The sequence below is a fragment of the Bradyrhizobium sp. SZCCHNRI20481 genome (assembly GCF_032485055.1).
GTDB lineage: Bacteria > Pseudomonadota > Alphaproteobacteria > Rhizobiales > Xanthobacteraceae > Bradyrhizobium.
Window position 1 is genome coordinate 279,192 of the sequence record NZ_JAUEUE010000010.1, and the last position, 24,302, is coordinate 303,493.

Annotated in this window: 24 protein-coding genes; 9 read left to right on the top strand and 15 right to left on the bottom strand. The window is 66.9% G+C overall.

Going from position 1 to position 24,302, the window contains the following annotated elements; genetic code table 11:
* Positions 1 to 45: 45 nt before the first annotated feature.
* The 5 genes from QX132_RS18460 to murI all read right to left on the bottom strand — a co-directional run bounded on the left by QX132_RS18460 (position 46) and on the right by murI (position 4,337).
* Positions 46 to 378 carry a hypothetical protein gene (locus QX132_RS18460; RefSeq protein ID WP_315737362.1) on the bottom strand — a complete coding sequence of 111 codons (333 nt, stop codon included), beginning with the start codon at positions 376 to 378 and terminating at the stop codon, positions 46 to 48.
* A 425-nt stretch (positions 379 to 803) separates the two neighbouring features.
* Positions 804 to 1,421, bottom strand: a complete 618-nt coding sequence (gene rpsD, locus QX132_RS18465) for a 30S ribosomal protein S4 (protein WP_011925811.1) — start codon at positions 1,419 to 1,421, stop codon at positions 804 to 806.
* Between the two features lie 213 nt (positions 1,422 to 1,634).
* Positions 1,635 to 2,459: an acyltransferase gene (locus QX132_RS18470; protein ID WP_315779757.1), complete on the bottom strand. Its 825-nt coding sequence runs from the start codon at positions 2,457 to 2,459 to the stop codon at positions 1,635 to 1,637.
* 293 nt (positions 2,460 to 2,752) lie between these two features.
* On the bottom strand, positions 2,753 to 3,526 hold the full coding sequence (locus QX132_RS18475; RefSeq protein WP_316162262.1) for an HpcH/HpaI aldolase family protein: 774 nt from the start codon (positions 3,524 to 3,526) through the stop codon (positions 2,753 to 2,755).
* A 13-nt stretch (positions 3,527 to 3,539) separates the two neighbouring features.
* Positions 3,540 to 4,337, bottom strand: coding sequence for a glutamate racemase (murI, locus tag QX132_RS18480; protein ID WP_316162263.1), 798 nt, complete (start codon positions 4,335 to 4,337; stop codon positions 3,540 to 3,542).
* An 893-nt stretch (positions 4,338 to 5,230) separates the two neighbouring features.
* Here murI and QX132_RS18485 point away from each other — a divergent pair.
* The 7 genes from QX132_RS18485 to QX132_RS18515 all read left to right on the top strand — a co-directional run bounded on the left by QX132_RS18485 (position 5,231) and on the right by QX132_RS18515 (position 11,533).
* Positions 5,231 to 5,560, top strand: coding sequence for a metalloregulator ArsR/SmtB family transcription factor (locus QX132_RS18485; protein ID WP_316162265.1), 330 nt, complete (start codon positions 5,231 to 5,233; stop codon positions 5,558 to 5,560).
* A complete protein-coding gene (locus QX132_RS18490) occupies positions 5,557 to 6,036 on the top strand; it encodes an SRPBCC domain-containing protein (protein WP_316162266.1) in 480 nt (159 codons plus the stop codon). Before QX132_RS18485 ends, QX132_RS18490 begins: the two co-directional genes overlap by 4 nt.
* A 17-nt stretch (positions 6,037 to 6,053) precedes the next feature.
* Positions 6,054 to 6,467 carry a GFA family protein gene (locus QX132_RS18495; RefSeq protein ID WP_316162268.1) on the top strand — a complete coding sequence of 138 codons (414 nt, stop codon included), beginning with the start codon at positions 6,054 to 6,056 and terminating at the stop codon, positions 6,465 to 6,467.
* 302 nt (positions 6,468 to 6,769) lie between these two features.
* Positions 6,770 to 7,042, top strand: coding sequence for a hypothetical protein (locus tag QX132_RS18500; RefSeq protein WP_316162269.1), 273 nt, complete (start codon positions 6,770 to 6,772; stop codon positions 7,040 to 7,042).
* Between the two features lie 167 nt (positions 7,043 to 7,209).
* Complete coding sequence (locus QX132_RS18505) at positions 7,210 to 7,971, top strand: ABC transporter ATP-binding protein (protein ID WP_315737374.1); 762 nt, start codon at positions 7,210 to 7,212, stop codon at positions 7,969 to 7,971.
* Positions 7,965 to 10,331: an ABC transporter permease gene (locus tag QX132_RS18510; RefSeq protein ID WP_316162304.1), complete on the top strand. Its 2,367-nt coding sequence runs from the start codon at positions 7,965 to 7,967 to the stop codon at positions 10,329 to 10,331. The genes QX132_RS18505 and QX132_RS18510 overlap by 7 nt, the downstream gene beginning before the upstream one ends.
* 2 nt (positions 10,332 to 10,333) lie before the next feature.
* A complete protein-coding gene (locus tag QX132_RS18515; protein WP_410052873.1) occupies positions 10,334 to 11,533 on the top strand; it encodes an efflux RND transporter periplasmic adaptor subunit in 1,200 nt (399 codons plus the stop codon).
* Positions 11,534 to 11,575: 42 nt separating this feature from the next.
* Here QX132_RS18515 and QX132_RS18520 read toward each other — a convergent pair whose 3' ends face one another.
* The 4 genes from QX132_RS18520 to QX132_RS18535 form a co-directional block, all read right to left on the bottom strand.
* Complete coding sequence (locus tag QX132_RS18520; protein ID WP_315798260.1) at positions 11,576 to 12,673, bottom strand: D-alanine--D-alanine ligase family protein; 1,098 nt, start codon at positions 12,671 to 12,673, stop codon at positions 11,576 to 11,578.
* A 117-nt stretch (positions 12,674 to 12,790) separates the two neighbouring features.
* Complete coding sequence (locus QX132_RS18525; protein WP_410052870.1) at positions 12,791 to 13,315, bottom strand: thermonuclease family protein; 525 nt, start codon at positions 13,313 to 13,315, stop codon at positions 12,791 to 12,793.
* Positions 13,316 to 13,474: 159 nt separating this feature from the next.
* Entirely contained in the window at positions 13,475 to 13,660 is a 186-nt protein-coding gene (locus QX132_RS18530; protein WP_315737722.1) for a hypothetical protein, read from the bottom strand.
* A 166-nt stretch (positions 13,661 to 13,826) separates the two neighbouring features.
* Positions 13,827 to 14,240, bottom strand: a complete 414-nt coding sequence (locus tag QX132_RS18535; RefSeq protein WP_315737377.1) for a hypothetical protein — start codon at positions 14,238 to 14,240, stop codon at positions 13,827 to 13,829.
* 449 nt (positions 14,241 to 14,689) lie between these two features.
* Here QX132_RS18535 and QX132_RS18540 point away from each other — a divergent pair, with 449 nt between their 5' ends.
* Both QX132_RS18540 and QX132_RS18545 read left to right on the top strand, forming a co-directional pair.
* A complete protein-coding gene (locus QX132_RS18540; protein WP_315737378.1) occupies positions 14,690 to 15,544 on the top strand; it encodes an HWE histidine kinase domain-containing protein in 855 nt (284 codons plus the stop codon).
* Between the two features lie 183 nt (positions 15,545 to 15,727).
* Positions 15,728 to 16,741 (top strand): NAD(P)-dependent alcohol dehydrogenase, encoded by a 1,014-nt coding sequence (locus QX132_RS18545; protein WP_316162275.1) that lies wholly within the window; start codon positions 15,728 to 15,730, stop codon positions 16,739 to 16,741.
* 147 nt (positions 16,742 to 16,888) lie between these two features.
* Here the strand turns inward: QX132_RS18545 and QX132_RS18550 are convergent, their stop codons facing one another.
* From QX132_RS18550 to QX132_RS18575, 6 genes are all read right to left on the bottom strand, one after another.
* Positions 16,889 to 17,806 (bottom strand): DMT family transporter, encoded by a 918-nt coding sequence (locus tag QX132_RS18550; RefSeq protein WP_315811595.1) that lies wholly within the window; start codon positions 17,804 to 17,806, stop codon positions 16,889 to 16,891.
* Positions 17,807 to 18,154: 348 nt separating this feature from the next.
* Positions 18,155 to 19,327, bottom strand: a complete 1,173-nt coding sequence (locus QX132_RS18555; protein ID WP_315737381.1) for a M20 aminoacylase family protein — start codon at positions 19,325 to 19,327, stop codon at positions 18,155 to 18,157.
* A gap of 193 nt (positions 19,328 to 19,520) precedes the next feature.
* Entirely contained in the window at positions 19,521 to 19,733 is a 213-nt protein-coding gene (locus QX132_RS18560) for an MJ0042-type zinc finger domain-containing protein (RefSeq protein WP_315737382.1), read from the bottom strand.
* Positions 19,734 to 19,816: 83 nt separating this feature from the next.
* Positions 19,817 to 21,562 carry a CHAD domain-containing protein gene (locus tag QX132_RS18565; RefSeq protein ID WP_315811594.1) on the bottom strand — a complete coding sequence of 582 codons (1,746 nt, stop codon included), beginning with the start codon at positions 21,560 to 21,562 and terminating at the stop codon, positions 19,817 to 19,819.
* 242 nt (positions 21,563 to 21,804) lie between these two features.
* A complete protein-coding gene (locus tag QX132_RS18570) occupies positions 21,805 to 22,758 on the bottom strand; it encodes an exopolysaccharide biosynthesis protein (RefSeq protein ID WP_315811593.1) in 954 nt (317 codons plus the stop codon).
* 28 nt (positions 22,759 to 22,786) lie between these two features.
* Positions 22,787 to 23,764: a TerC family protein gene (locus QX132_RS18575; protein WP_316162278.1), complete on the bottom strand. Its 978-nt coding sequence runs from the start codon at positions 23,762 to 23,764 to the stop codon at positions 22,787 to 22,789.
* Positions 23,765 to 24,302 lie beyond the last annotated feature (538 nt).

A 24,302-nucleotide genomic window follows, 5' to 3' on the forward strand; every position in this document is an offset into this window, starting at 1 on the left:
CCGACCTTACCCAACTCGCATCGCCCCCGCAAAACGCCTCCTCGATTACGCCGCGCGCGGCGGGTTGAGCCAGATGTCCGGCCGCCGCAACGGCCGGGTCTCGATCGGCTCGGCCACCAGCGGCGGCGCCTCGGTGCAATCGAACACCCAGGAGTCGAGCGGGCTCTGCCGTGACGGTGAAAGCAGCAGCGCGGCGCCCGGCCGCTGCCGCCGGATGTTCCAGCCCATGTTCACCGCGGCCCAGCCGACCAGCATGGTGTGCCATTCGTCGGCGAGTTCGCGGGAATCGTCGAAACAGTGCAGGAGCTCGAGCGCGTAGGGATCGTGGCGAAGCTGCGCGTCGGCGAAGGTGAGCCCGGTGCCGAGATGGCGGATCACATGGGCTGTCGCATCAGACTGGACGTGCCAGCAGGAGCGTTCGAGAATGTCGAAGACCGTCGAAGGGTAGAGGCCGTCATTGAATCGGTAACGGATCCCCGAGGGCCGTGCGCGTAACGGTGAAGCGCTGAGGGGCGGCGCCCGCAACGGCGGCAGAGGCGGAGCACCGACCGCATCGGTCGGCAACGCACCGAAGATGATATTGCGCCTGTTGAACTCCATGGCGAACGCCCCGCTACTTTACAACTGCAGACAGTGAATCACGGGACGGATTCGCTGTCAGCCCAGCTTGGGGCGATTTCGTGGCAGGTGTGGCATTCGGGAATCGGTTCGCCCATCCGAAAAGAAGCCCAAAAAAGAAAGGCCCCGGCGCGTGCCAGGGCCTTCGGATTATCAGATGGGACCGGACCGCGGTCCGGTCAAGATCAGCGCGAGTAGAACTCAACGATCAGATGCGGCTCCATCTGCACCGCGAACGGCACGTCCGACAGCGCGGGGATGCGGATGAACTTCGCGGTCATCTTGGAGTGATCGGCCTCGATGTAGTCGGGCACGTCACGCTCGGCGAGCTGGGTCGCTTCCAGCACCACGGCGAGCTGCTTCGAGGCTTCCTTGACCTCGATCACGTCGCCCGGCTTGACCTGGTAGCTCGCAATGTTGACCTTGCGGCCGTTCACCTTGATGTGGCCGTGGTTGATGAACTGGCGCGCCGCGAACATGGTCGAGACGAACTTGGCGCGGAAAACGACGGTGTCGAGACGGCGCTCCAGAATGCCGATCAGGTTCTCGCCGGTGTCACCCTTGAGACGGCCGGCCTCGACATAGATGCCGTGGAACTGGCGCTCGGAGATGTTGGCGTAATAGCCCTTCAGCTTCTGCTTGGCGCGCAGCTGCACGCCGAAGTCCGAGAGCTTGCCCTTGCGGCGCTGGCCGTGCTGGCCGGGGCCGTATTCGCGGCGGTTGACGGGGCTCTTCGGGCGGCCCCAGATGTTCTGGCCCATGCGGCGATCGATCTTGTACTTCGCCTCACTGCGCTTAGTCATCGCGTCCTCTTCGATCAAGTTAGGGTTTGAGGAAACGCGCCCTCCTGTGTGTCCGGAAGCCCGGTCCACCGACAGGCCCATCCCCAAAGCATGAAGGGATGAAGGCCACGGGTCGCGAAACGCAACGCGGGCCGAAACCGGCCCGCGAGCAGGCGGGTTCTACGGGAGAACCTGCCGACTTGTCAAACCGCAACCGGCGCTTTTGCCGGCGAATCACCGCTGCGGCTCTCCCGCAACGGTAATTTTCTGCCGCGCAGCCGGGAATCCGGGTACGGCCTCCGCCGGCCCACGGCCGCACGGGGTTCCGGCCTTCAGCTCGGCCGCGATCTCCCCGTTCAGCACCTGCTCGAGCCGGATTGCGGTCCTGGCCATCATGGCGCCGTCGGTGACCCGGTGGTCCCAGCGGATCAGGATGGCCAGGGTATGGTCGGGCTGGATGACGTCGTAATTGACGATGAACGGTCCCGGGCTCAGGGCCAGCAGCTGGCCGCCACCGCAGGCGGCGACGCTGGTCACGGAGAAATTGCCGAACCAGTTGGCCCGCTGCCGGCCGAAGCCGAGCCCGACCCACCAGGCGAACCGGCGCAGCGGCAACGGCAGCCGGGTCGCCCGCATGATCTTGCGGAACATGGCGACGTCCTCGACCGGCGCCTCCTTGCCCTGCCGGATCACGGCATCGATCTCGGCCAGGGTCATGGTCTCCGGCCCGGAGATGCGCTGCGGCAGCACGCAATCCTCACCATGTTCGACCCGGGCGATGGTGACGGTGGCGACGCTGCGCGGCAGCTCGTAGAAGCAGGGCCAGGGCCATTTGACGTAGAGCGTGCGCAGCACCGGCTCGTCGCGGGCGACCAGGGCGAACGCCTTGACGAAGATCGCGGCGAAACCGGGCGGACGGACGGCCGCGGCGCGGGCCTCGAGCAGCGGGCCGATATGGATCGTACGCGCCAGCGACACGAACGGCACGTCACGCGAGGCATGCATCAGATCGATGATCAGACGGCGGTGCAGCGAGATCGGCTTGGTTGTTCCGCGCATCGTGAGATCGATCGCTCCCGCTGGTTTCTGTCTTGGCCGTCTCGCGTGGCCGTTGCTTGGTGGCTCCCGGCCTGGGCCGGTGGCGGGCCTCTGTTAGCACCGGGGCGCCGTGCAGCAAACGCCTCGTTTGGGCGTCAGGGCGCCGGCGAGGCGAGCGGCTTGGTCTTGTCGACCACCCCGAGCCCGGGCAGGGCCGGCGACAGGCCGAGAATCGTCTTTTTCATCATGGTGTTCCCCCCAACTCTTGTTCTTTGTTTGGAACGTGAAGGACCGGCCCAAGCCGGCCGCCGACTCTAGCGCTTGATCCCCTCGAAGCTCGCGGCAATGCCGCGCTGGAACAAGGACCAGTCGAAGCCGAGCGCCAGCGCCAGGTAGCCGCGCTCAATCATTGCATTGGCCTGCTCAGCCGAGCGCGCGGCGCCGCCGATCGGCACGCCCGATCTGAGGATGCCGGCCTCGGCGCGGGCGATCAGGGATTTCACTTCGGGATCATCGAGCTGGCCGCGCTTGTTGATCGAGGTCGCCAAGTCGCCGGGACCGATCACGGCAATGTCGATGCCGGGGGTGGCCACGATCTCGTCGATGCGCTCGACCGCCTCGACGTGCTCGATCGTCACCATGCAGACCATGTCGTCGTCGGCGGTCGCCATGTAGTCGGCCATCGACACGTTCCAGCGGAATGGCGCATGGAACGGACCCCACAGACGGTCGCCGTGGGGCGGGTAGCGCACGCTGCGCACGGCTTTCTCGGCGTCCGCGCGGCTCGAGATCATCGGGAAGTTGATGCCGAGCGCGCCGAGGTCCATCGGCGCCTTGGCGAGATGCGGCTCGTTGGCGGCGATGCGCACCAGCGGCACGCAGGGCGTGCCTGCGGTGGCCGTGATCATCGCATGCGCCGTCGAGAGATCGATCGGCCCATGCTCGAGGTCGACGATGATCCAGTCGAGCGACTGCGCCATGATGCGCACGGTCTGGATGCTCGGGATGGTGGCGATGGCGCCGAACGTCGGCCGCTTGTCGCGCCAGGCCTGCTTGAGGCGGTTGAGCGGTTGGGGCGCTGTGGACATCGGACGGTCTCCGTCAGGCCGGGACGCGGCCGCCGAAATAGGGCGTGAGCGCGCGGCCGAGCTGATGTGGCTTGTTCGAGGTGAAGATCATCGCGGAGTCGCCGTCGTCGGCATGGCCGGATGCTGGGCCCAGCAGCTCCACGACGCGGCGCGCGATGGCCGGCGCCGGATCAATCCAGGCGACCGGCCAGGGCGCGAGGCGTTCGAGCCGGTCGAGCAGCAGCGGATAATGCGTGCAGGCCAGCACGACCGTGTCGGTCCGGCCTGCGGGATCGGCGGCGTCGCCCACGAAGCAAGGCGCGATTTCGGCGGCGATGGCCGCGTCGCTGACCTGCGTTCCGCCGAGCGCGGCCTCCGCCAGTGACGCGAGTTCCGGCGAGCCGACCAGGGTGACGTTGCAGCCTTGCGCAAAATCGCGAATGAGCGCGTGGGTGTATTCGCGCTGGACCGTCGCCTTGGTGCCGAGCACGGAGACGCGCCTAGTCTTTGACTGCGCGCAGGCCGGCTTGATCGCCGGCACCGTGCCGACGAAGGGCGTGGAGTAGGCGGCCCGCAGCGGCGCCAGCGTCTGCACCGAGGCGGTGTTGCAGGCGATCACGATCAGGTCGGGCCGGTGCGCGGCGATCAGCTCGCCCATCAGCGGCACCACGCGGGCGATCAGGGCCTGCTCGCTGTGATGGCCGTAGGGAAAGAAGGCGTCGTCGGCGACGTAGACGTAGTGGGCGTCAGGCCGCGCCCGCACCACCTCGCGCAGCACGGACAGGCCGCCGAGGCCTGAGTCGAAGACGAGAATCGTCGGGCGGTGGGTCACGTGGCGAGTCTACCGGAATGGGAGGGGTGATTCAGTCGGTTTTTCTGCGGGGTTTGGCAGGAATGAGGCGTCTGGGTGTGTTCCGGTTGCGAGCTGAGAGGTTCAAACATCCGCAATACGAGCCGCCGTGGCTGCCAGATAGTCGCGGGGCGCGGCGCCACGCCCACGCTGACGCGTTGGCGCAGCTTGTCCGGGACGACAGCGGAGACGGAGGCGTCATTGCGAGGAGCGCAGCGACGAAGCAATCCAGAGTCGGCGCGGGACTCTGGATTGCTTCGCTTCGCTCGCAATGACGCCGAGACATGAAGACCGTGAAACATGCGCTCTCATCCTCGCGCCCGCATCTTGCGTCCGAGTGTTGTCCTCTGATCGCCCTCTCAGAGATGAGGGCGCGGGAAAGGCCGGGTGCCGGTCGCACCCATGGCCCGCCTGCGAAAAAAATGCAGGCGGCAGGAACCACAGGTACGGGCCGGATCATCCGGCCTTCCCCGCGCGATGGCGTTACGGCTTATACGTGATCTCCCCGGGGATCGGCTTTATTGCCCCCGTCGCCCGCGCGCTCGTCGAACTTGCGCACCGGACTTGGCATCAGCACCGGGATGCCAGGACTACACGATTTCGCCGTGCGCATCGGATCGTTCGTCGGCATGATCGCTCACGCTGCAACCCGACACGCCCACCGCATCCCGCACCAACGCTCGTGACGATCGCGAAACGCCCCTCAATCGAGGCGGGATGCGACATCATAGCATCGAATTCCGAAAAACGGAAGAAGAAAATTCGGATTTTCCGGGGTGGTCTCTCACGCTGGAGTCGTCCCGCCAGGGCGAAAGACCAGGCAGAATAATAACATTAGTATTGACTAATTGATTAGTGGTGGCTATTGGTTTTGCATGTTCCAGCCTGAAACCATCACCACCGTCATGCGCGCCTTGGCCGACCCAACCCGGCGTGCGGTGTTCGAGCGCATCGTCGAGGCCGACGAGATCACCGTCGTCGAACTCACCCGCGGCAGCACCGTCACGCAGGGCGCGATCTCCCAGCATCTGAAATCCTTGAAACAGGCCGGCCTGGTCTGCGAGCGCCCCGAGGGCCGCAAGGTCTATTACCGCGCCGAGCCACGCGGCCTGGAGCCGCTGGCCGACTGGATGAGCCATTACGGCGTGTTCTGGCGCGACCGTTTCGCCAAGCTGAAAAACCTGCTGAAGGACATCGATCCATGAACCAAGCCGTGAATGCGGACACGCAGGCCATTGTGGTCGAGGACACCTTCCCTCATGCGCCCGAGGTCATCTGGAAAGCCCTGACCAGCGGCGAACTGATCGGTCGCTGGCTGATGGCGCCGAAGGGATTTGAGGCCGTCGTCGGCACTCGTTTCACCTTTCAGACCACTCCGGCGGGCGAATGGGATGGCACCATTCATTGCGAGGTGCTGGAGGTCGTGCCGAACGAGCGGCTGTCCTACGCGTGGAAGGGCGGACACGACAGCAATGTCGGCTACGGCGCGAAGCTGGAGACGGTGGTCACCTTCAGTCTTTCCAAGGCGGACACGGGCACGCGCCTTCGCCTGGTGCATTCTGGCTTCGTAATTCCAACCAACGACACCGCCTATCGCAAGATGAGCGAAGGCTGGAAGAAGGTCGTCGCCAATCTCGACCGGATCGCCGGCGAAGAGGCGTCGTCGAAACAGCTGCACTGATGCCAAAGGAGAACGGTATGACCCAGTCCTATGCCGGCGGCTGCGCCTGCGGCGCGGTACGCTATGAGATCACGGGCGAGCCGGCCGTGATGCTGGACTGCCAGTGCCGGCAATGTCAGCGCGACAGCGGCACCGGGCATCAATCGCATTTGACCTTCGTCGCGGCGGAGGTGAAAGTCGACGGCGAGGTGTCGCATTGGCAGAGCGTCGGCGACGGCGGCACCGTCAAGCGGCGCGCGTTCTGCCCGACCTGCGGCTCGCACGTTCACCTGACATTTCCCGCGATGCCCGAGGTGTTCATCGTTCCGCCGGCGAGCCTCGACGATCCCAGCCGCTACAAGCCGCAACTGGTGTCGTGGACTGCGGCGGGACAGGCCTGGGATCACCTCGATCCGGCGCTGCCGAAATTCGAGAAGATGCCGCCCAGGTGAGTTCGGTCGTTGGGCGTAGGAGGGTTGACTATCGACATTGTAGACCGCCCGTGTCTTCGTCCGCGAAGGCCGACGATCCAGTGCGCGGTGACGTCTCGGTCCAATATCTTCTGCTGCGGAGTACTGGATGCTCCGCCTTCGCGGAGCATGACAGCCGTGGAGATCGTGAGATCTCGACCCAGCACCCGCCGCCGATCTGGAAAATCGGTCGTCGATTCACCAGAACCTGAGCCGTGCCACCGGGTTGTACTTGGCTGCAGTTGAGCTCTAGGATCGCAAGATCATCCCCCACTGGCGGTACGATGTCGCGATTTCTGAATTGGTTCTTCCGAAATCGCGCGACCGGCGAGATCACGATCGCCCAGATGCCCAACCCCGCTCTGTGGATCGTGCTGGTGGGCAGCCTCGTGAGCTGGGTCTGGCATCCGCCGGGTCAGGCTGGCACCAATCTGGATTGTCTCGTCAAAGCCGGTCTCTTCGTCTGGGCGTTCGACGAACTCCTGCGCGGCGTCAACCCCTGGCGCCGATGCCTCGGCGCAGCCGTGCTGGTGTACGTCATCGCGACCGCGGTCTGATGGACATCAGCGCGTTGGCCACGTGATGATGTGCCCGCTTGACATGCATCAACGGATGACGATGGCTACCGACCGATGGTCGGCGGGATGTCATCCGATGTCGAGGATTCAGGCGTGAGACGTCTCGCAGGTTCGATGCGGGCCTTTGGTGCAGGAGCCGCAGCCCGATGAGTTCGGCCGTCACCAACGACGGGGGCCCCGCCGCGCCTCCTGATCGGTCCGGCGCCACCCCGGTGTTCCGCGCCCGCAAGCTCTCGAAGACCTATCGGATGGGCGAGGTCGAGGTGCATGCGCTGCGCGACGTCGACCTCGACATCTACGAAGGCGAGCTCGTGGTGCTGCTCGGGCCGTCGGGGTCGGGCAAGTCGACCTTGCTCAACATTCTCGGCGGGCTGGACAGCCCGACCTCGGGCGAGGCGCAGTGGCGCGATCATCAACTGGTCGGCGCCGGCGATGCCGAGCTGACGCGCTACCGGCGCGAGCATGTCGGCTTCGTGTTTCAGTTCTACAACCTGATCCCGAGTCTGACGGTGCTCGAGAACGTCGCGCTGGTCACGGAGATCGCCGACAAGCCGCTCGATCCGCTCGAGGTGCTCAAGCTCGTCGGCCTCGAGCGGCGGATCGACCACTTTCCCTCGCAGCTGTCCGGCGGCGAGCAGCAGCGCGTCGCGGTGGCCCGCGCCATGGTCAAGGCGCCCGACGTGCTGTTGTGCGACGAGCCGACCGGCGCGCTGGATTATGAGACGGGGAAGGTCGTGCTCGCCGCGATCGCCCGGGCCAACGCGCAGCTCGGGACGACCACGATCATCATCACGCACAATGCGGCGATCGCCGGCATGGCCGATCGCGTGCTGCGGCTCGGCGGCGGGCGCATCGTCGGCGAGACGCGCAATGCGCGGCGCCTCTCGGCCGATGAGGTGCGCTGGTGAGCCTGCTGGACCGCAAGCTGTGGCGCGACATCGGCGCGATGCGCGGACAGGTGGTCACGATCGCGCTGCTGGTGGCGGCTGGTGTCGCCGTGTTCGTCGGCTCGGTCTCGACCTATTTGTCCCTGCGCGGCGGCTGCGAGCAGTTCTATGCCGACGGCCGGTTTCCGCAGATCTTCGTCACGCTGAAGCGGGCGCCGCTCGCGCTGGTGCCGCGGCTCAATTCCATTCCTGGCGTGGTCGCGGTCGAGCCGCGCATCGTGCGCGAGGTCATCGTCGATTGGCCTGCCGTCTCGCAACCGGTCTCGGCTCGCCTGGTGTCGCTGACCCATGCCGGCGACGAGCCCCTGGCGCGGTTGCATCTGCGCCGCGGCACGGCGCCCGAGCCGGGCGCCGCGCGCAGCGCCGCGGTCAACGAGGCGTTTGCCGACGCCAACGGCGTCAGGCCGGGCGGCGAGATCCGTGTGCTGCTCAATGGCCGGGTGCAGGGCTTCCGGATCTCCGGCATCGCCCTGTCGCCGGAATATGTCTACGCGGTGAAGCCCGGATTGCCGATTCCCGACGATCGCCTCTATGCCATTCTGTGGGTCGACCGGAGCGCGGCCGAGGCTGCCTTCGACATGAAGGGCGCGTTCAACGACGCCGTGATCGCGCTCGCCCCGGGCGTCGATCCCAAGCCCGTCATCGAGGAGCTCGACCGGCTGCTTGAGCCCTATGGGTCGATCGGCGCGATCGCGCGGCGGGACCAGCCGTCGAACCGCTTTCTCGAGGACGAGCTGAACCAGCAGAAGGTGATGTCGATCACCATTCCCATCATCTTCTTCGGTGTCGCCACGTTCCTGCTCAACGGCGCGCTCGGGCGGCTGGTCGCGGCGCAGCGCGAGCAGATCGCGGCGCTGAAGGCGCTCGGCTTTCCGACGCTGCTGCTCACCTTGCACTATCTCAAGCTGATGCTGGTCATCGTGCTGATCGGATCGGCGCTCGGCATCGCCGGCGGCGTCGGCTTTGGCCGTGCCATGATCACGAGCTATCAAGGGTTCTTCCGTCTGCCCGAGCTGCCATTCCGGCTGGCGCCATGGGCGGCGGTGGCCGGTGTCGCGATCAGCGTCGCGGCCGGCGCGTTCGGGGTCATCACGGCGCTTCAGGAGGTCGTCGGCCTTGCGCCGGCGGAAGCCATGCGGCCCGCGATGCCGCTGGGGTTCCGCCGCTCCTGGATCGAGCGCATCGTGCCGGGCAGGGCGTTCGGCGCGCGGCGGATGATGATGCTGCGCAACGTCGCGGGGCGGCCGTTCCGCTCGCTGTTCACCATCATCGGCATCGCCTTCGCGGTGCCGATGATGGTGCTCGGGATCTTCTGGCGCGATGCGATCGGCGACATGATCGAGCTGCAGTTCAACCTGGTCGAGCGCGGCAACGCCATGATCACCTTTGTCCACCCGGTCGACCGTGCGGTGCTGCGCGATCTGGCGCGCCAGCCCGGCGTGCTCGCGGTCGAAGGTCAGCGCATCGTTCCGGTGCGCCTGCGCGCCGGGCATCAGAGCTACCTGACCTCGGTGATCGGGCTGGCCGCGACGGACGAACTGCGCCGGCCGCACGATTCCGCGCGCCGTCCGATCGTGGCGGCGCCTGATGGCATTACGCTGACCCGACGCCTTGCGGAGCGCCTGGCGCTGAACGCAGGGCAGATCGTCACGGTGGAGGCGATGGAAGGCCGTCGCCGGCGGCGCGACGTTCCGGTCAGCGCCATCGTCGATGAGGCGGTCGGCATGGCGTCCTACATGGATATCGACACGCTCAATCGCTTCACCGGCGAAGGCGCGGCGGTCTCGGCGGCGAGCCTCCATGTCGAGCCGGCGGCGCTGGCTGCGCTCGGTGCGAGCTTCAAGACCATGCCGGCGATCGAATCGGTGACCATGAAGGCCTATGTCATCGCATCGTTCATGGAGAAGATCGCGGGCCTCGTGTTCGTCGTCGCCGGCATCCTGACCGGCTTCGCCGCGATCATCACCGTGGGCGTGGTCTACAACAGCGCACGCATCAGCCTGCAGGAGCGGGCCTGGGAGCTCGCCAGCCTGCGGGTGCTCGGCTTCACCCGCAGCGAGGTCGCGGGCATCCTGTTCGGCGAGTTTGCGCTGGACATCGCGGTCGGGATTCCGCTCGGCCTGTTGCTGTCGCGCGGCGTCATTGCGCTGATCGCGCACCTGCATTCCAGCGAAAGCTTCCAGATTCCTGGCGTGATCGCGCTGCGGACCTACCTGATCGCCACCGCGGTGGTCTTGGCCAGCGCCGCGATCAGCGCCATCATCGTCCGCAGGAGGGTCGATCGGCTCGATCTGGTCGCGGCCCTCAAGACCAGGGAATGAGCATGCGTCCCGTGTTGCGCCGCCTCGGCATCGTGTCAGCGTTCCTGGCGGCCGCCGCCGTCATCGCCTGGATGGCGATGCCGGGCGCAGTTCCGGTGGAGACGGCCGTGGTGACCAAGGGGCGGTTCGTTGCCACCGTCGATGACGACGGCAAGACGCGGGTGCGCCAGCGCTACATCGTGGCCGCGCCGCTCGCCGGCAGGCTGGGGCGCATCCGCTTCAAGGCCGGCGACCAGGTCAAGGCGGACGACGTGGTTGCCACCATCACGCCGGGGCCAGCGCCGCTGCTCGATCCGCGCGCCCGCCGCGAGACCGAGGAGCTGCTCGGCGCGGCAGAGGCCAACGTCGAGCGGGCCAAGGCGGTCGTGGCCCGAGCGCAGGCGCAGAGCGCGCAGGCAAGCGCCGATCTGGCGCGTACCACGGCCCTGGCCGCCAGCGGAGCGGCGACCGCGCAGGCGCGGGAGCGTGCCGAGCTCGCGATGCGGATCGCCGAGCGTGACCTGCGCGCAGCCGAATATGTCGACCATGCCGCCGAGCACGAGCTGAGCCAGCTCAGAGCGATGCTGGTGCGCTACGGGAGCAAGACCGATGCCGATGCGCCGGCGGATAGTTGGAGCGTGACCGCGCCGGTCGGCGGGCTGGTGCTGAAGGTGACCCAGGAAAGCGAAACGACGGTGCAGCCGGGTGCGGCATTGCTCGACCTCGGCGATCCCCACGATCTCGAAGTGGTCGTCGACGTGCTCAGCACCGATGCGGTCGAGATCCGTCCCGGCGCTGATGTCACGATCGATCGCTGGGGCGGCGCCGGCCGACTCTCTGGGCGGGTTCGCCGGGTCGAGCCGGCGGCGTTCACCAAGATATCGACGCTCGGAATCGAGGAGCAGAGGGTCAACGTGCTGATCGACATCGTCTCGCCGGCCGAGCAATGGCAGCGGCTCGGCGATGCCTATCAGCTCGATGCGCAGATCGTCGTCTTCACGCAGGAGGATGCGACCATCGTTCCGACCGGCGCGCTGTTCAAGCGCGGTGACGACTGGTCGGTGTTCGCGCTGAAGGATGGGCGCGCCGAATTGCGCACCGTCCGGCTCATCCGGCGCTCAGGCCGGTTCGCCTCCGTGGCCGACGGCGTCGCCAGCGGCGATGTCGTGATCATCTATCCTAGCGACCGGGTGGCCGACGGCGTCAAGGTCGCGCCGCGCTGACTTGCGGCGCCGTCGGGCCCGAGGAGCGGCCGGCGATCGTCGTCAGCGCTGCGACGCCAACTCCCTGAGCCGCGCATGACGCGCCAGCGCATGCGCGATCAGACTGTCCATCAGCGCCGGCTGGGGCAGGCCGGTGGCCTCCCACATCTTCGGGTACATGCTGATGTTGGTGAAGCCCGGCAGGGTGTTCACCTCGTTGACGTAGACCTCCTCGCCGCGGACGAAGAAATCGACGCGCGCGAGACTCTCGCAGCAGAGCACGCCGAACACCTCGGTCGCCATTTTGCGGATGCGCGCGGCGAGACCCGGCTCGACCTGTGCCGGGACGTGCAGCGAGGCACCCGATGCGTCGGTGTATTTGGCCTCGTAGGAATAGAAGCCGTGGCTGTCGGCCGGCACGATCTCGCCGAGCTCGGACGCGGCGACCTTGCCGTCGGGATGCTCCAGCACCGCGCATTCGATCTCGCGCACCGGGCTGATGCAGCGCTCGATCAGGATCTTGCGGTCGAAGCGCAGCGCCAGGCGGCAGGCGGCGGCGAACTCCTCGGCACTGCGCGCCTTGGAGATGCCGACGGAGGAGCCGAGATTGGCCGGCTTGACGAACAGCTCGGACGACCCGACGGCGTCGACCGCCGCCTCATAGGTCACCGGAGACGCTTCCGTCATGGTGACGAACGGCACGATCGGCAGGCCGGCATCGCGGAGCAGGCGCTTGGCGACGTCCTTGTCCATCGCCGCCGCCGATCCCATCACGCGGCCGCCGACATAGGCGACATCGGCGAGCTCCAGCGCGCCCTGCACGGTGCCGTCCTCGCCGTTCGGACCGTGCAGCACCGGAAACACGACGTCGAAGGCAAGCTCGCGCGGGGCGCCGTCGCCGATGACCAGCGCGCGGCCCTGGCCGGCCGGCAGCAGCACGATCTGCGGGCCGTCGGTCGGTACGGTCAGCGCCGCGCCTGTACCGTCATTCGCAGCGTCGGCGAGCACCCAGCGCCCGTCGGTGGTGATGCCGATCAGCGTGACGGCGTAGCGGCCGGCATCGAGCGAGCGGAAGATGTTGGCCGCCGAGGCCCGCGAGACGTCGTGCTCCGCCGAGCGCCCGCCGAACAGGATCGCCACGCGCGTCTTTGTCTCTGTCATCGTCCTCATCCAGCCTGGTCTTTGCGGTGCGCGACCGTACAGCCAGAGGGCGACGCGTGGCAATTGAGGTGTTGTGGCCGGTGTGGTGGACAAGGCGACGCCGTCATGCGGCCGCGCTCACCGCCAGCCGATCCCTCCGTCCGAGCACACCGACGTCGTCCTGCCGGCATGCATGCAGCCGCGATAGAGCGGCGGCTCAATGAAACGGCCGGACCAGATGCCGCGGCCGGCGCGGCGGGCGGCGCGCTGATCGGCGGTGTAAACGCCGCGCGAATATTGCGGCTCCTCGACCGCGAGCCCGCGCGACACCATGAACTGGCCGAGATCCGTCGCGCCGGCGGCGCAACGCGCGACGATGCGGCCGTAGCGATCGCCGTCGACCGGCATGCAGCGCAGAACCTTGCCGCGCGTGAAGGCGTCCAGCGTGTTGGCGGCCAGCGCGCCGCAGCGATACGGCCTGCGGTCGCGGCCGCGGCAGAGCTGTGCGCTTTCGGGCGCGTCGATGCCCCACAGGCGAATCCGCTCGCCGTGAATGTCCAGCGTGTCGCCGTCCACGATGCTGACGCGGCCAACGAGCTCAGCCGCTGCGGCGGGGAAAGCGAGGAGAAGCGGCAGAACGAGGCAGGGGAGGAAACGTCGCAAGATCGGCACCTGACGCTGAGAGGAGCGTGATCGCTCGCTGCGCGAATCGATCGCGGATCATCCCGATCTATAACGGAGTGGAGTTGCGCGATTGTGTGGCGAGCGCAGCGACAGCAGGGGAGCGTGAATCCGCGCAGCTCGTCCAGGGAGCTTCGCGGTTCAGCGAAGGCTCGCTTTCTCTGTGCGCCCATCCTGCGCGCGGGCCGCGCGCTCGACCTCGGCGGCGAGCATGCTCAGATGCTCGGCCAGACGCGCGAACAGTTCGCGCTTGTCGCGGTCGGTGGCGAGATCACGAATGAGGGCGCATTCCGCCGCGTCGGCCCGCAGCTTGTCCGGCTGAGTCATCAACTCTGACATGTTCCGCTTCCCTGCCGCGCCGGCAAGTTTTCGAAACAACGGATCGTCATGATTGTTCCGAGTATCCACGTATTTTTCGAGCGGGCGCAGTCAGTGCCTGATCGGAGTACCTCTGCACGAATCCGAGGGGACGCGACGCTGGGTATTCGACCGCCTATCGCTCACCGGGCCACCATGTCGAGGCCGGATGCGCGGCCGAGATCTTGGTCTCGCGCAACGCCACCAGCGCGCTGCGCTTGTAGGGATGACCGCGAAGCCGCGAGCAATCCTGGCAGCGCATGTAGCGCTCGAGCTCATGGATTGGCGTCGTCTTGGCGCGCCTGATGATGTCGAGCGCGACGGTCTGATTGGTGTCGCAGCCGAGGCAGTGCACTTCCAGATAGTAATAGCCGGCGTTGAGCGCATCGCCGAGCAGCGGTGACGGCTGCGCCGGCCCCTTGTAGCCGAGCATGCGCTTATTCCAAGCGTCGCAGGCCAGACGATCCGCTTCCTTACGCGCACGCGCGGCCTGCTCCTGCGCGATGCGGATGCCGGCACCGTAGAGTCTCTCGCGCGATTTCGTCGTCATGGCCGCGATGATCGACGCTGCGGCGCTCAGCGGCAAGCCGCTAGGGTTAGCGCAGCGAGAAGCGCCGGATACAAGCTCTTTCGCGTGCAGCGTTCCGATACCGTTGTCTTTTCAGTTCGTCGGCGAGCCTGCGACGAACTCATCGTGCAACGTCCGGCATTCGTGCCGGCGCAGACGCGACGCGGAGTGCGTGCCCTTGGCGGCGGAGCGGTGGCTTCTCCCACCGCGCGGCATGATGCGTTCCGTCTGGCGCAACAGGGGTAGCCAAACGCAACGGCGCGGCAAAGGTTCCTAAAATATTTGCGCCCCGGTGGCAGTTCCTTCAGCTTGTTCCAGCCGGCGTCCGGCGATAGACCTTGCCTTCGGGGTCAATCGTGCGCGCGGGTCGGAGTTTCTCAGATTGGATCGTTCGGAGCAGACGGTGGTCGGCGACCACGTTTCTGCTCACCATGCTCGCCGTCGCGATTTCGACCGCGGGCCGGATCGGGCTGGATTATGCCGGCGCGACGCTGCCCTACGCGACGTTCTACCCGGCGGTGGTGTTCGCAGCGCTGCTCGGCGGCATTCCCGCGGCCATTTTTGCCGCCTGGCTGTCCGCCACCGTGGTGCTCGTCGGCTTCACCGATCGTCCTGATCATGCCGAGGCGATCAACCTCGTTGGATTCCTGAGCACCGCGGCGCTGATCATCTGGCTCGGGCATCTCTGTCGCGGCGCGCTCGTGGAGCTGAAGCGCAGCGAGCATGCGCGCGAATTGCTGCTCGGCGAGCTGAGGCATCGCGTGAACAATCAGCTCGCGTTGTTTCAGGCGATCGTCAGATCAAGCCTGTCAGGCGAGGATCGCGCCAAAGGGGAGGCGATCGCGCTGCGGCTCGACGCAGTCGCGCGCGCCAACAGTCTCGCCTGGTCGGACCACCGCCTGATGACCTTGCGCATGCTGCTCGACGTCGAGCTGCAGCCGTATCGCGCCTCCGGCGCCGTGACGGTGGACGGGCCGGACATGCCGTTGGGGCCGGAAGCGGTGCGCAATCTCGCGCTGGTGTTCCACGAACTCGCGACCAACGCCGTCAAATACGGCGCGCTGCGCGGTCAGGGCGGACGGCTCGAGGTCCAGATCGCGCAGGAAGGCGGCCGCGGCACCGTGGCCTGGCGCGAGCTCTGTCCGCACGCGATCGAGCCGCCTGGGAGCGAGGGATTTGGCGCGCGCATGATCCGAGCGAGCCTCGCAGCGATCGGCGGCAGCATCGAGCAGGATTTTCGCGACGAGGGTCTGGTCTGTCGGATCAGGTTCGAAGCGGCGATGTGACGGCGTGTCGGCGGTCGGCACGCGCGGTCGCGGTGATCTCCGGACTCCAGCGCGGAGCATGCGCGTGTTTGCGTTGTTTGTCCGTCGCATGGAACGACGGTCGGCTTGATCGCCGGCACGAAACGCTTCACCATTCCCGGCAGAAGAACGAAGCGACAGCGCCGCATGGGCGGGAGACATCGGATGCAATGCTACGAGCTGCAGGGGCCCGGCGGAATCGATGCGCTGGCGCTGGTCGACAAGCCCGTGCTGCAGCCCGGCAGGGGCGAGGTGCTGGTGCGGCTGACGGCGGCGAGCATCAACTACCGCGATCTCCTGACCGTGAGGGGCGGCTACGGCTCACGGCAGAAATTTCCGCTGGTGCCGCTGTCCGACGGCGCAGGCGTGGTCGAGGCGGTCGGCGATGGCGTGTCGGCGTTCGCAGCCGGCGATCGTGTCGTCGGCAGCTTCTTCGAGAGCTGGACGGGCGGCGAGCCGAGCGAAGCGAAGATGCGTGGGGCGCTCGGCGGCGGCGTCGACGGCACGTTGACCGAGTATCGTGTCTTTCCGGTGCAGGCGCTGATCAGGACGCCCGCGCATCTCAGCGATGTCGAGGCCGCGACCTTGCCCTGCGCCGGCGTCACCGCCTGGAGTGCCGTGATCAAGCTCGGCGGCATCAGGCCGGGCCACACCGTGCTGACGCAAGGCACCGGCGGCGTCTCGATCTTTGCGCTGCTGATCGCGAAAATCGCGGGCGCGCGGGTGATCGCGACGTCGTCGAGCGAGGCCAAGATCGCGCGGCTGAAGGCGCTCGGCGCCGATGTCACGCTGAACTACAAGCAGGTGCCGGACTGGGGCAAGAAGGCGCGCGAGATCACCGGGCAGGGCGTCGATCTCGTGGTCGAGGTCGGCGGCGTCGGTACGCTGAATGAATCGATCCGCGCCACCCGGATCGGCGGCACCATCGCCTTCATCGGCGTGCTCGCCGGCGCGCCGGCCTCTGAGCTGCGGCTGCCGCTGATGGTGATGCAGCAGCAGCGGCTGCAGGGCGTCACGGTCGGCTCGGTCGACGATCTCCAGGCGCTGGCGAACGCGCTGACGCTGCATCAGGTGAAGCCGGTGGTCGATCGCGTGTTTGCGTTCGGCGAGGCGCGCGAGGCGTTCCATTACATGGCGAGTGGCGCGCATGTCGGAAAGGTAGCGATCGCGATCGGGTAAGGGCGCTGCATCAATTTTCTCGTCATTGCGAGGAGCCGAAGGCGACGAAGCAATCCAGACTTGTTTGCTCGCCGCCCTGGATTGCTTCGCTGCGCTCGCAATGACGGCGTGAGTTGCGCTTGTTTTGAGCCCTGCCGGGATATGCGGTCAGCGGACCGTCTCTCTGCCATCCATCCCCCCCTTGCGCGAGGGCAGCGTCATCGCGATCACACCAAGGACGACGCAGGCGAGCCCGATCCAGGCGCTCGGCGCGAGGCGCTCGCCGAGGCCGGCAACGGCAATTGCAACGCCGATCGGCACGCGCAGATAGGATTGCGCGGTGGCGCCGATCGAGCCGAGCGTCTGCACCAGGCGGAAATAGATCACCATCGCGGCCGCGGTCGAGACGGTCGCGAGCGCGGCCAGCGCCAGCACCGAGCGCAGCGACGGTGCCAGCGTCCACGGATGGTCGACGACCAGCGCAAGCGGGATCAGGACCAAGGCGCCAGACAGCAGCGATCCCGCCGCCGGCAGCATAGGGTTGAGCCCCTTGAAGCTCTTTCCCATGATCGCGGCGCCAGCATAGCAGATGGTGGCGGCGACGATCGCAATCTGCGCCCACAACTCGCGGCCAAGCCCGCCCAGCGCCTCGGTGCCGACGATGAGGCAGGTGCCGGCGAGTCCGGCGGCGACGCCGACCAGCTTGCGCAGGGTGACGGGCTCGTGGTGCGTCACCAGCGCGGTCAGCAGGAAGGTGAAGATCGGCGAGGTGGCGTTGAGGATCGTCGCAAGGCCCGCCTCGACGGTGCGCTCGGCCCAGGCGATCAGCGTGAACGGCACGACGCTGTTGAGGCCGGCCTGGATCATGAAGCGACGCCATATCGTCCGGTCACGCGGCCAAGCGAGGCCGCGGCTGCGGATGATCGCGGCCAGCAGCAAGCCCGCGATCAGCGTGCGTGCCGCGATCAGGGTCAGCGGCGGGATGGTCTCGACGCCGATCTTGATGAAGGTGTAGGAGGCGCCCCACAAGGTCGAGAGCAGAACCAGGAGGGCGATTTCGCGGCTGAGGTCGGAGCGGCGCTGCATGGGGGACTCGCGGCGGAGAAGGACGCCTTCTCATAGCGGCCCGGCAGCGCTCGACGTTTCGATGCGGAACGAAACGTTCCGGCTCCGAACGAAGTAGCCATTCCGGTTCGTGCGCTGCGCCCCTGGATCGCTTCGCTGGCGCTCGCGATGGCGGAGCTTGGAGGAATTCCGGTGCCCGCCACGCCCGTCATTGCGAGCGAAGCGAACAATCCAGAATGTGGGGTGGGCGAAGGCGCGACCGCGCCGCGTGAGATCGTGATGGCACCGTGCCCACCATCTCGTTGCGAAGAATGACGCGCTACGGTGGGCACGCTGCCGCTTTGCCCACCCTACGTTTTCATCAGCTCATCAGTTCGCCGGCATGCTCTTCTCGACCAGCTTCACCCAGTACGATGCGCCGGCGCTGAGGATATTGTCGTTGAAGCGATAGGCCGGGTGGTGGCACTCGTTGCCGGGGCCCATGCCGAGGAACACGAACGCGCCGGGGCGGGCCTCCAGCATGAAGGCGAAGTCCTCGCCGCCCATCAGGGGAATGGCGCGGTCGTTGACGCGCTCGTCACCGGCGACGTCGCGGGCGACGTCGGCGGCGAAGGCGGCCTGGGCCGGGTGGTTCATCGTCACCGGATATTTGCGCTCGTAGATCGCCTCGGCCGAGCCGCCATAGGCACGGGCGGTGGCCTCGGTGACCTCGACGATGCGCTTCTCGACGAGGTCGCGGATCTCCGGATCGAGCGTGCGGACGGTGCCGAGCATCTCGACGGTCTCGGGGATGACGTTGAAGGTGGTGCCGCCATGGATCGAGCAGATCGAGATCACCGCGGATTTCAAGGGATCGACGTTGCGCGCGACGATCGACTGCAGTGCGTTGACGATCTGCGAGGCAATCAGGATGCTGTCGACGGCCCGGTGCGGGCCGGCGCCGCCATGGCCGCCCTTGCCGGTGACCTTGATGTGGATCGCATCGGCCGAAGCCAGCATCGCGCCCGGCGAGATTTCGAAATGGCCTTCGGGGACGCCCGGCATGTTGTGCATGCCATAGACCTCCTGGATGCCCCAGCGCGTCATCAGGCCGTCGTCGACCATTGCCTTGCCGCCGGCGCCGCCTTCCTCGGCCGGCTGGAAGATGACGACAGCGGTGCCGTCGAAATTGCGGGTCTCGGCGAGATATTTCGCAGCGCCCAGCAGCATCGCGGTGTGGCCGTCATGGCCGCAGGCATGCATCAGGCCCGGCGTCTTCGAGGCATAGGGAACGCCGGAGGTTTCCTCGATCGGCAACGCATCCATGTCGGCGCGCAGGCCGATGGTCCTGCCGGAGCCGGACTTGCGGCCGCGGATCACGCCGACCACGCCGGTGCGGCCGATGCCGGTCACGACCTCGTCGCAGCCGAATTCGCGCAAGCGGTCGGCGACGATGCCGGCGGTGCGATGGACTTCGTACAGCAGCTCGGGATGTTCGTGGAAATCGTGGCGCCAGGCGGCCATTTCGTCGGAGAGCGCGGCGATGCTGTTGAGGATGGGCATGAGGACCGGATGACTCGCTGAAGTGAATCGGAACGCTGCAGTGATGCGGCCAGGCCAGCCGACAGCACCGCGCAACGACCGACTATGACCCGGTCAAAAAAGCGAGGCAAGTTGCGGCCGGCCATGGCGCCATGCGCGGATGCGCGGTCACCTCGACGGACGATGCCGGGCGTTCCGGATTACGGAACGGGATTCAGGCGAGCGGGGCGGGGGCGGGCACGCGGGGGTATTTGCGCTCGGGCGGCACCTCCAGGCGGAAGGCCCGCAGCTTCGGCTCGTCCCACGCTGCCAACGGCGTGCCGCAGACGCCGCAGTCGAACCGCCCGGCAGCGCCAACGGCGGATGTCGATTCCGCGATCTCGTAGGCGGCACGGCAATGCGGACACGTCACGCTGGATATCTTCATGAGATCACGCTCCCACACATCTCGACCAGACACCTTGAACCGGATCAATGCGCTCCATGAACCGACGTCATCGCGTCCGATCGTCACGCCTCCTCGGCCTGCCACGGCGTCGGCGCCTTGGTGAAGGCGCGCCACGCCTCGCGCAACGGCTGCTCCACGCCGGCCATGGCATGCGTCTGCCAGCCGGTGATCGCGGCGGCCGCGATCGCCGCGTCGGTGGAGGTGGTGCCAAGGGTCTCGATCACGCCGGCGGTGACCGCCATGTCGTTGTAGTGGCCAAGCTGTTCCTGGAAACCGGCGAGCGTCCTGGCATATTTCTTCGCCGATTTGCTCGCGCCGTAGAGCGGCAGCAGGAAGTCGATGCTGTAGCGCAGCTTCTTCAGTGCGAGACGCAGCCGGTGGCGCCGCTCGGCCGGCAGCTTCTTGAAGCGGCGGCCGCGCTTGAGCACCTTCTGGTGGCGCTCCGACAGGACGGGCCCGGCGAAATCGATCGCGGGCGCGGCGAGGCGTCGGAGATCGTCGGGGGAGACGTCGTTGCGCCAGCCGCGGGTCTCGATCCATTCGCCGAGGCTGAGCACGAAAGCGGCGCAGCGGCGCTCGGCAAGCGCGATGCGCAGCGTGCGATAGGCGAGTTCGCGCCGCCGCTCGGCGAGCGACCGGAGCGAGTCGAAGCCTGCAACCGTGGGGCACGCCTCGGCGATCTCGGGCAGCGTATCGTTCAGGAACACGTCGAGGTCGCGCGCCGCCGAGAGGCTCTGTGCCAGCCAGCGCGCATCCGCCTCGAGACCGTCGAGCGTCGCCGAGGTCCCGAGCGGCCGCATCAGGTGCAACGCGGCGCGCAGGCGGCGCAGCGCTACCCGCAACTGATGCACGCCTTCCGTATCGCGTCCGTCATCTGCTGCAGGCATTGCCTGCAGCAGATGACGCAGGCTGCCGCGCAGGACGACGGCGAAGCTCTCGTCGAGAGACACCGCCGGATCGAGGCGCAGCTTGCGCGGCTTTTCGGCCCCCGGCGCTGCTCCGGCTGCGAGGTCGAAACCGCGCGCGGATTTGCTGCGGATCGAAGGTCTGATCGGTCCGTGATCGGCGATGCGCTGCGCGATCTCGTAGATGGCGGCGGGGTTGCCGCTTTTGAGCTCCAGCTCGATCTCGCTCACGATCTCACGGTGCTCGCCGGCCTTGATGACACCGCTGTCGAACGCGATCTCGATGGTCGCGCCGGGCACGTCGAGCATGCGCGCGTGACGATGCACGTCGGCCGTGAACACCGCCTCGAGCGTTGCATCGGCCAGCGCGGAGCGAAGCTCCTCCGGCAGCAGCGCGGCCGCCAGCACCGGATCGGGCGCCAGCGAGCTGACGCTGGCCTCCCACTCTCCGCGCTTGAGCGGGTCGTCGCTGTGCTGCTCTTTCACGGTCTGCACGAAGCGCGAGCCGCTCTGGCGCACCCGCAAGGTGAAGCCGTTCTTCCACAGCATGCGCTTCGGCGTGTCGTAGTAGACCGATGTCAGATGCTTGCGCGAACCCTTGTTGCGCGCATGCGCGGTGACGACCGGTGCGTTGTTGAAGCCGGCGAGTTGATCGGGCGCGACGAGGAGCTTCAGCTCGATCTCATGGCCGGCGCCGGCCGCGGGATCCGGCAAGGACGGCGTCACGACCTCCACGCCCGGCGCCACGGCATTCCCCCGTGTGACCGCGTGATCGGCAAGGTGCTGTGCAGTCAAGCTATCGGCGGCGCCACCGGGATCGCTGCTCGCCGAGTCACCACTATCCCGCAGGCCGACCGCATGGCCACTGCCGTGGATCGACGCCGTTGCGTTCGAATCGGGCATGTGTCGATTCTGTAACCGTTTAGTGACAGTCATCTCTCGTATAGCTGCAGCCGGCACAAAGGGACAGTGGCATTTCTCGCAGGCGGCTGACGATGCTCGACGCGCCTGCGCTTATCGGTCGCATTTTTTGTTGCTACTTCAATGACAAGTGCTCGCGCTTGCGGCCGGCGGGCGCTCACGAAGATATGTCCCTCGTAGCCGCGCAATGCACCGTGGCGCGGCCGCGCTGCCACAGCGGGAACTCAGATCGAGCCGGTCAGCATGAAACGCGTGGCGATGAAGACGGCGGCTGCGGTGGTCGCAATGCTCGCGGCGGCCACGAGACCGCGGCCGCGTCGCGCCAGCGCGCGGGAGCATTCGCGCGGATCCTGCGTCGGATCGATGGGTATGCGCCGGCTGCGCCGGTGGCGCACCGCCTGCACCCAGAAGGCAAGCGCGGCGATGCCCGTTGCGACCGCAAACACGGTCGTCACGCCGGCGGCAAAGCCGAGATCGACACCGACGCTCTCCAGCATGGCCCGCAGATGCACCGCAAAGCGTGCCAGGAGAGTTGCGGCATAATCGGCGGCCGCGGCACCCGTATAGAGCAGAACCGCCGTCCACACGACCGCGGCCATCGCAATCAGGATCGACAGCAGGACTGCGAGCCCGTCGCCGGCCATGAAGCCGATCGAGGCGGCGATCAGCGCCAACGCCGGCATCACGTTGCCCATGGGGATCGGAAGGATGATGGTGACGGCCATCAGCAGCAGGGGCAGCGCGAGCAGCATCCGCGCCGGCCGGCCGGTCAGCCAGACCAGCCGGTCCTCACGCAGGCCGCGCTCGGCAAAGCCCGCCCAATCGAGTCCGGCACGGATCACCTTGCGCAGCAGCCGCTGCGGCACCGGCCGGCGGCGCAGCGGCTCGGGCAGCCATAGCCGCTCGGCGCCGAGCAGGATCTGCAGTGCGACGAGAGCCACCAAGGTGCCGAACACCATGCCGAACGGGCCGGGCAATGGGATCAACGCCGGTAAGGTCAGCAGCAGCAACGTCAGGCCGAGACCTTCCGACTCCAGTCGGTCGAACAATTCGCCGATGGACGGCTCCTCGGACCGCACCGTGCGGGCGATCGCGAGCAGACGGCGGCTGATCGGCCCGTTGTGACGGCGCGGCGCCGACGAGTCCTCATCGTTGGATGCGACATCATTCATCACCACGCGGCAACCTCATGTCCTCTGGCCTGCGTCACTTCATCTGCTCGACGGCAGGCCGCGTCTTCCACAGCGAATAGGCGATACCCGCGCCGAGCAGACCGAAGGTGATGCCGAGCGAGAGGGCGGGCGGAAACTTCTCGAGCCCGAGCAGGTCGGCAAGGAAGATCTTCGAGCCGATGAAGATCAGCGCTGCCGCCAGCGCCAGCTTCAAATACTGGAAGCGATCGACCATCGCGGCAAGCGCGAAATAGAGCGCGCGCAGGCCGAGGATCGCGAAGATGTTCGAGGTGTAGACCACGAACGGGTCGGTCGAGATCGTGAAGATCGCGGGCACGGAGTCGACGGCGAAGACGACGTCGGCGAACTCGATCAGGATCAGCGCCAGGAACAGCGGCGTCATGAACCAGGTCGGCCTGCCGCTTGCATCCGGCTGGCGAACGAAGAAACGCTCCTCGTGCAGGCGGTCGGTGACGTCGAAGCGACGGCGCACCCAGGCCAGTGCCGGGTTGGAGCCGATGTCGTGCGGCTTGTCCTTGAACACCAGCATCTTGATGCCGGTCGCGACCAGGAACAGCGCGAACAGATAGAGCACCCAACTCGCCTGGGCGACGATCACGGCGCCAAGGCCGATCATGATCGCGCGCAGCACGATGACGCCGACGATGCCCCAGAACAGCACGCGGTGCTGATAGGCGCGCGGGATCGAGAAGTAGCTGAAGATCATGGCGATGACGAAGACGTTGTCCATCGCCAGCGCCTTCTCGATCGTGAACGCGGTGAGATAGGCGGTGCCGGCCTCGCCGCCGAGCTGCCACCATACCCAGCCGCCGAAGGCCAGGGCGAGCATGATGTAGATGGCGCTCATGACGAGGCTCTCGCGCACCGAGATCTCGCGCGTCTTGCGATGGAGGATGCCGAGATCGAAGACGAGGAGGGCGAGCACGATTGCGAGGAAGGCGAGCCACATCCAGACGGGCTTGCCGGCAAACGCGATGAACAGGAATTCCACGACGGGTCCTCTTATCTAGCCGGTGAAATTGATGTCAGGTCCGACATCGTGAGCGCACCGGCAGGTTCACCAGAGGGGCCCGGACCAGGGGTAGGGAACGGACGTATGTGTGTCCCGATCGGTTTTCAAGAGCCAGCGCCTTGCGTCCACGTTCAGCAAGATGAACGTGAAGGTGCGACAGAGTGTCTGCTGCCGCGGCAGCCGTCTTGCGGGCGTGCGGCTCCAAACTAATTCCAGAGGGCCGGAGATCCGGGCCCCTCTGATAGTCCATGCGACTATGATGTCGGACTCTCTTTCATGACCGATGCCGGCGGTATTCCTGAGGAGTTTGACCAGATGCGGCCACACGCGTCGCTTGTTGCTATCAGCCCTTGTTGCGATCAAGCCCTTGGGGCTCTCGCCCCCCACATCACCACCCCAACAATCATGACCCCGCTCATACCTCCCGCAATCCCTCGGATGGCGGCCCTGATCGTGATGGAACCGGAGCGCGTGCTCGTCACTTTGTATGGAACCGGTGCGCTGATGCGCACGGGCA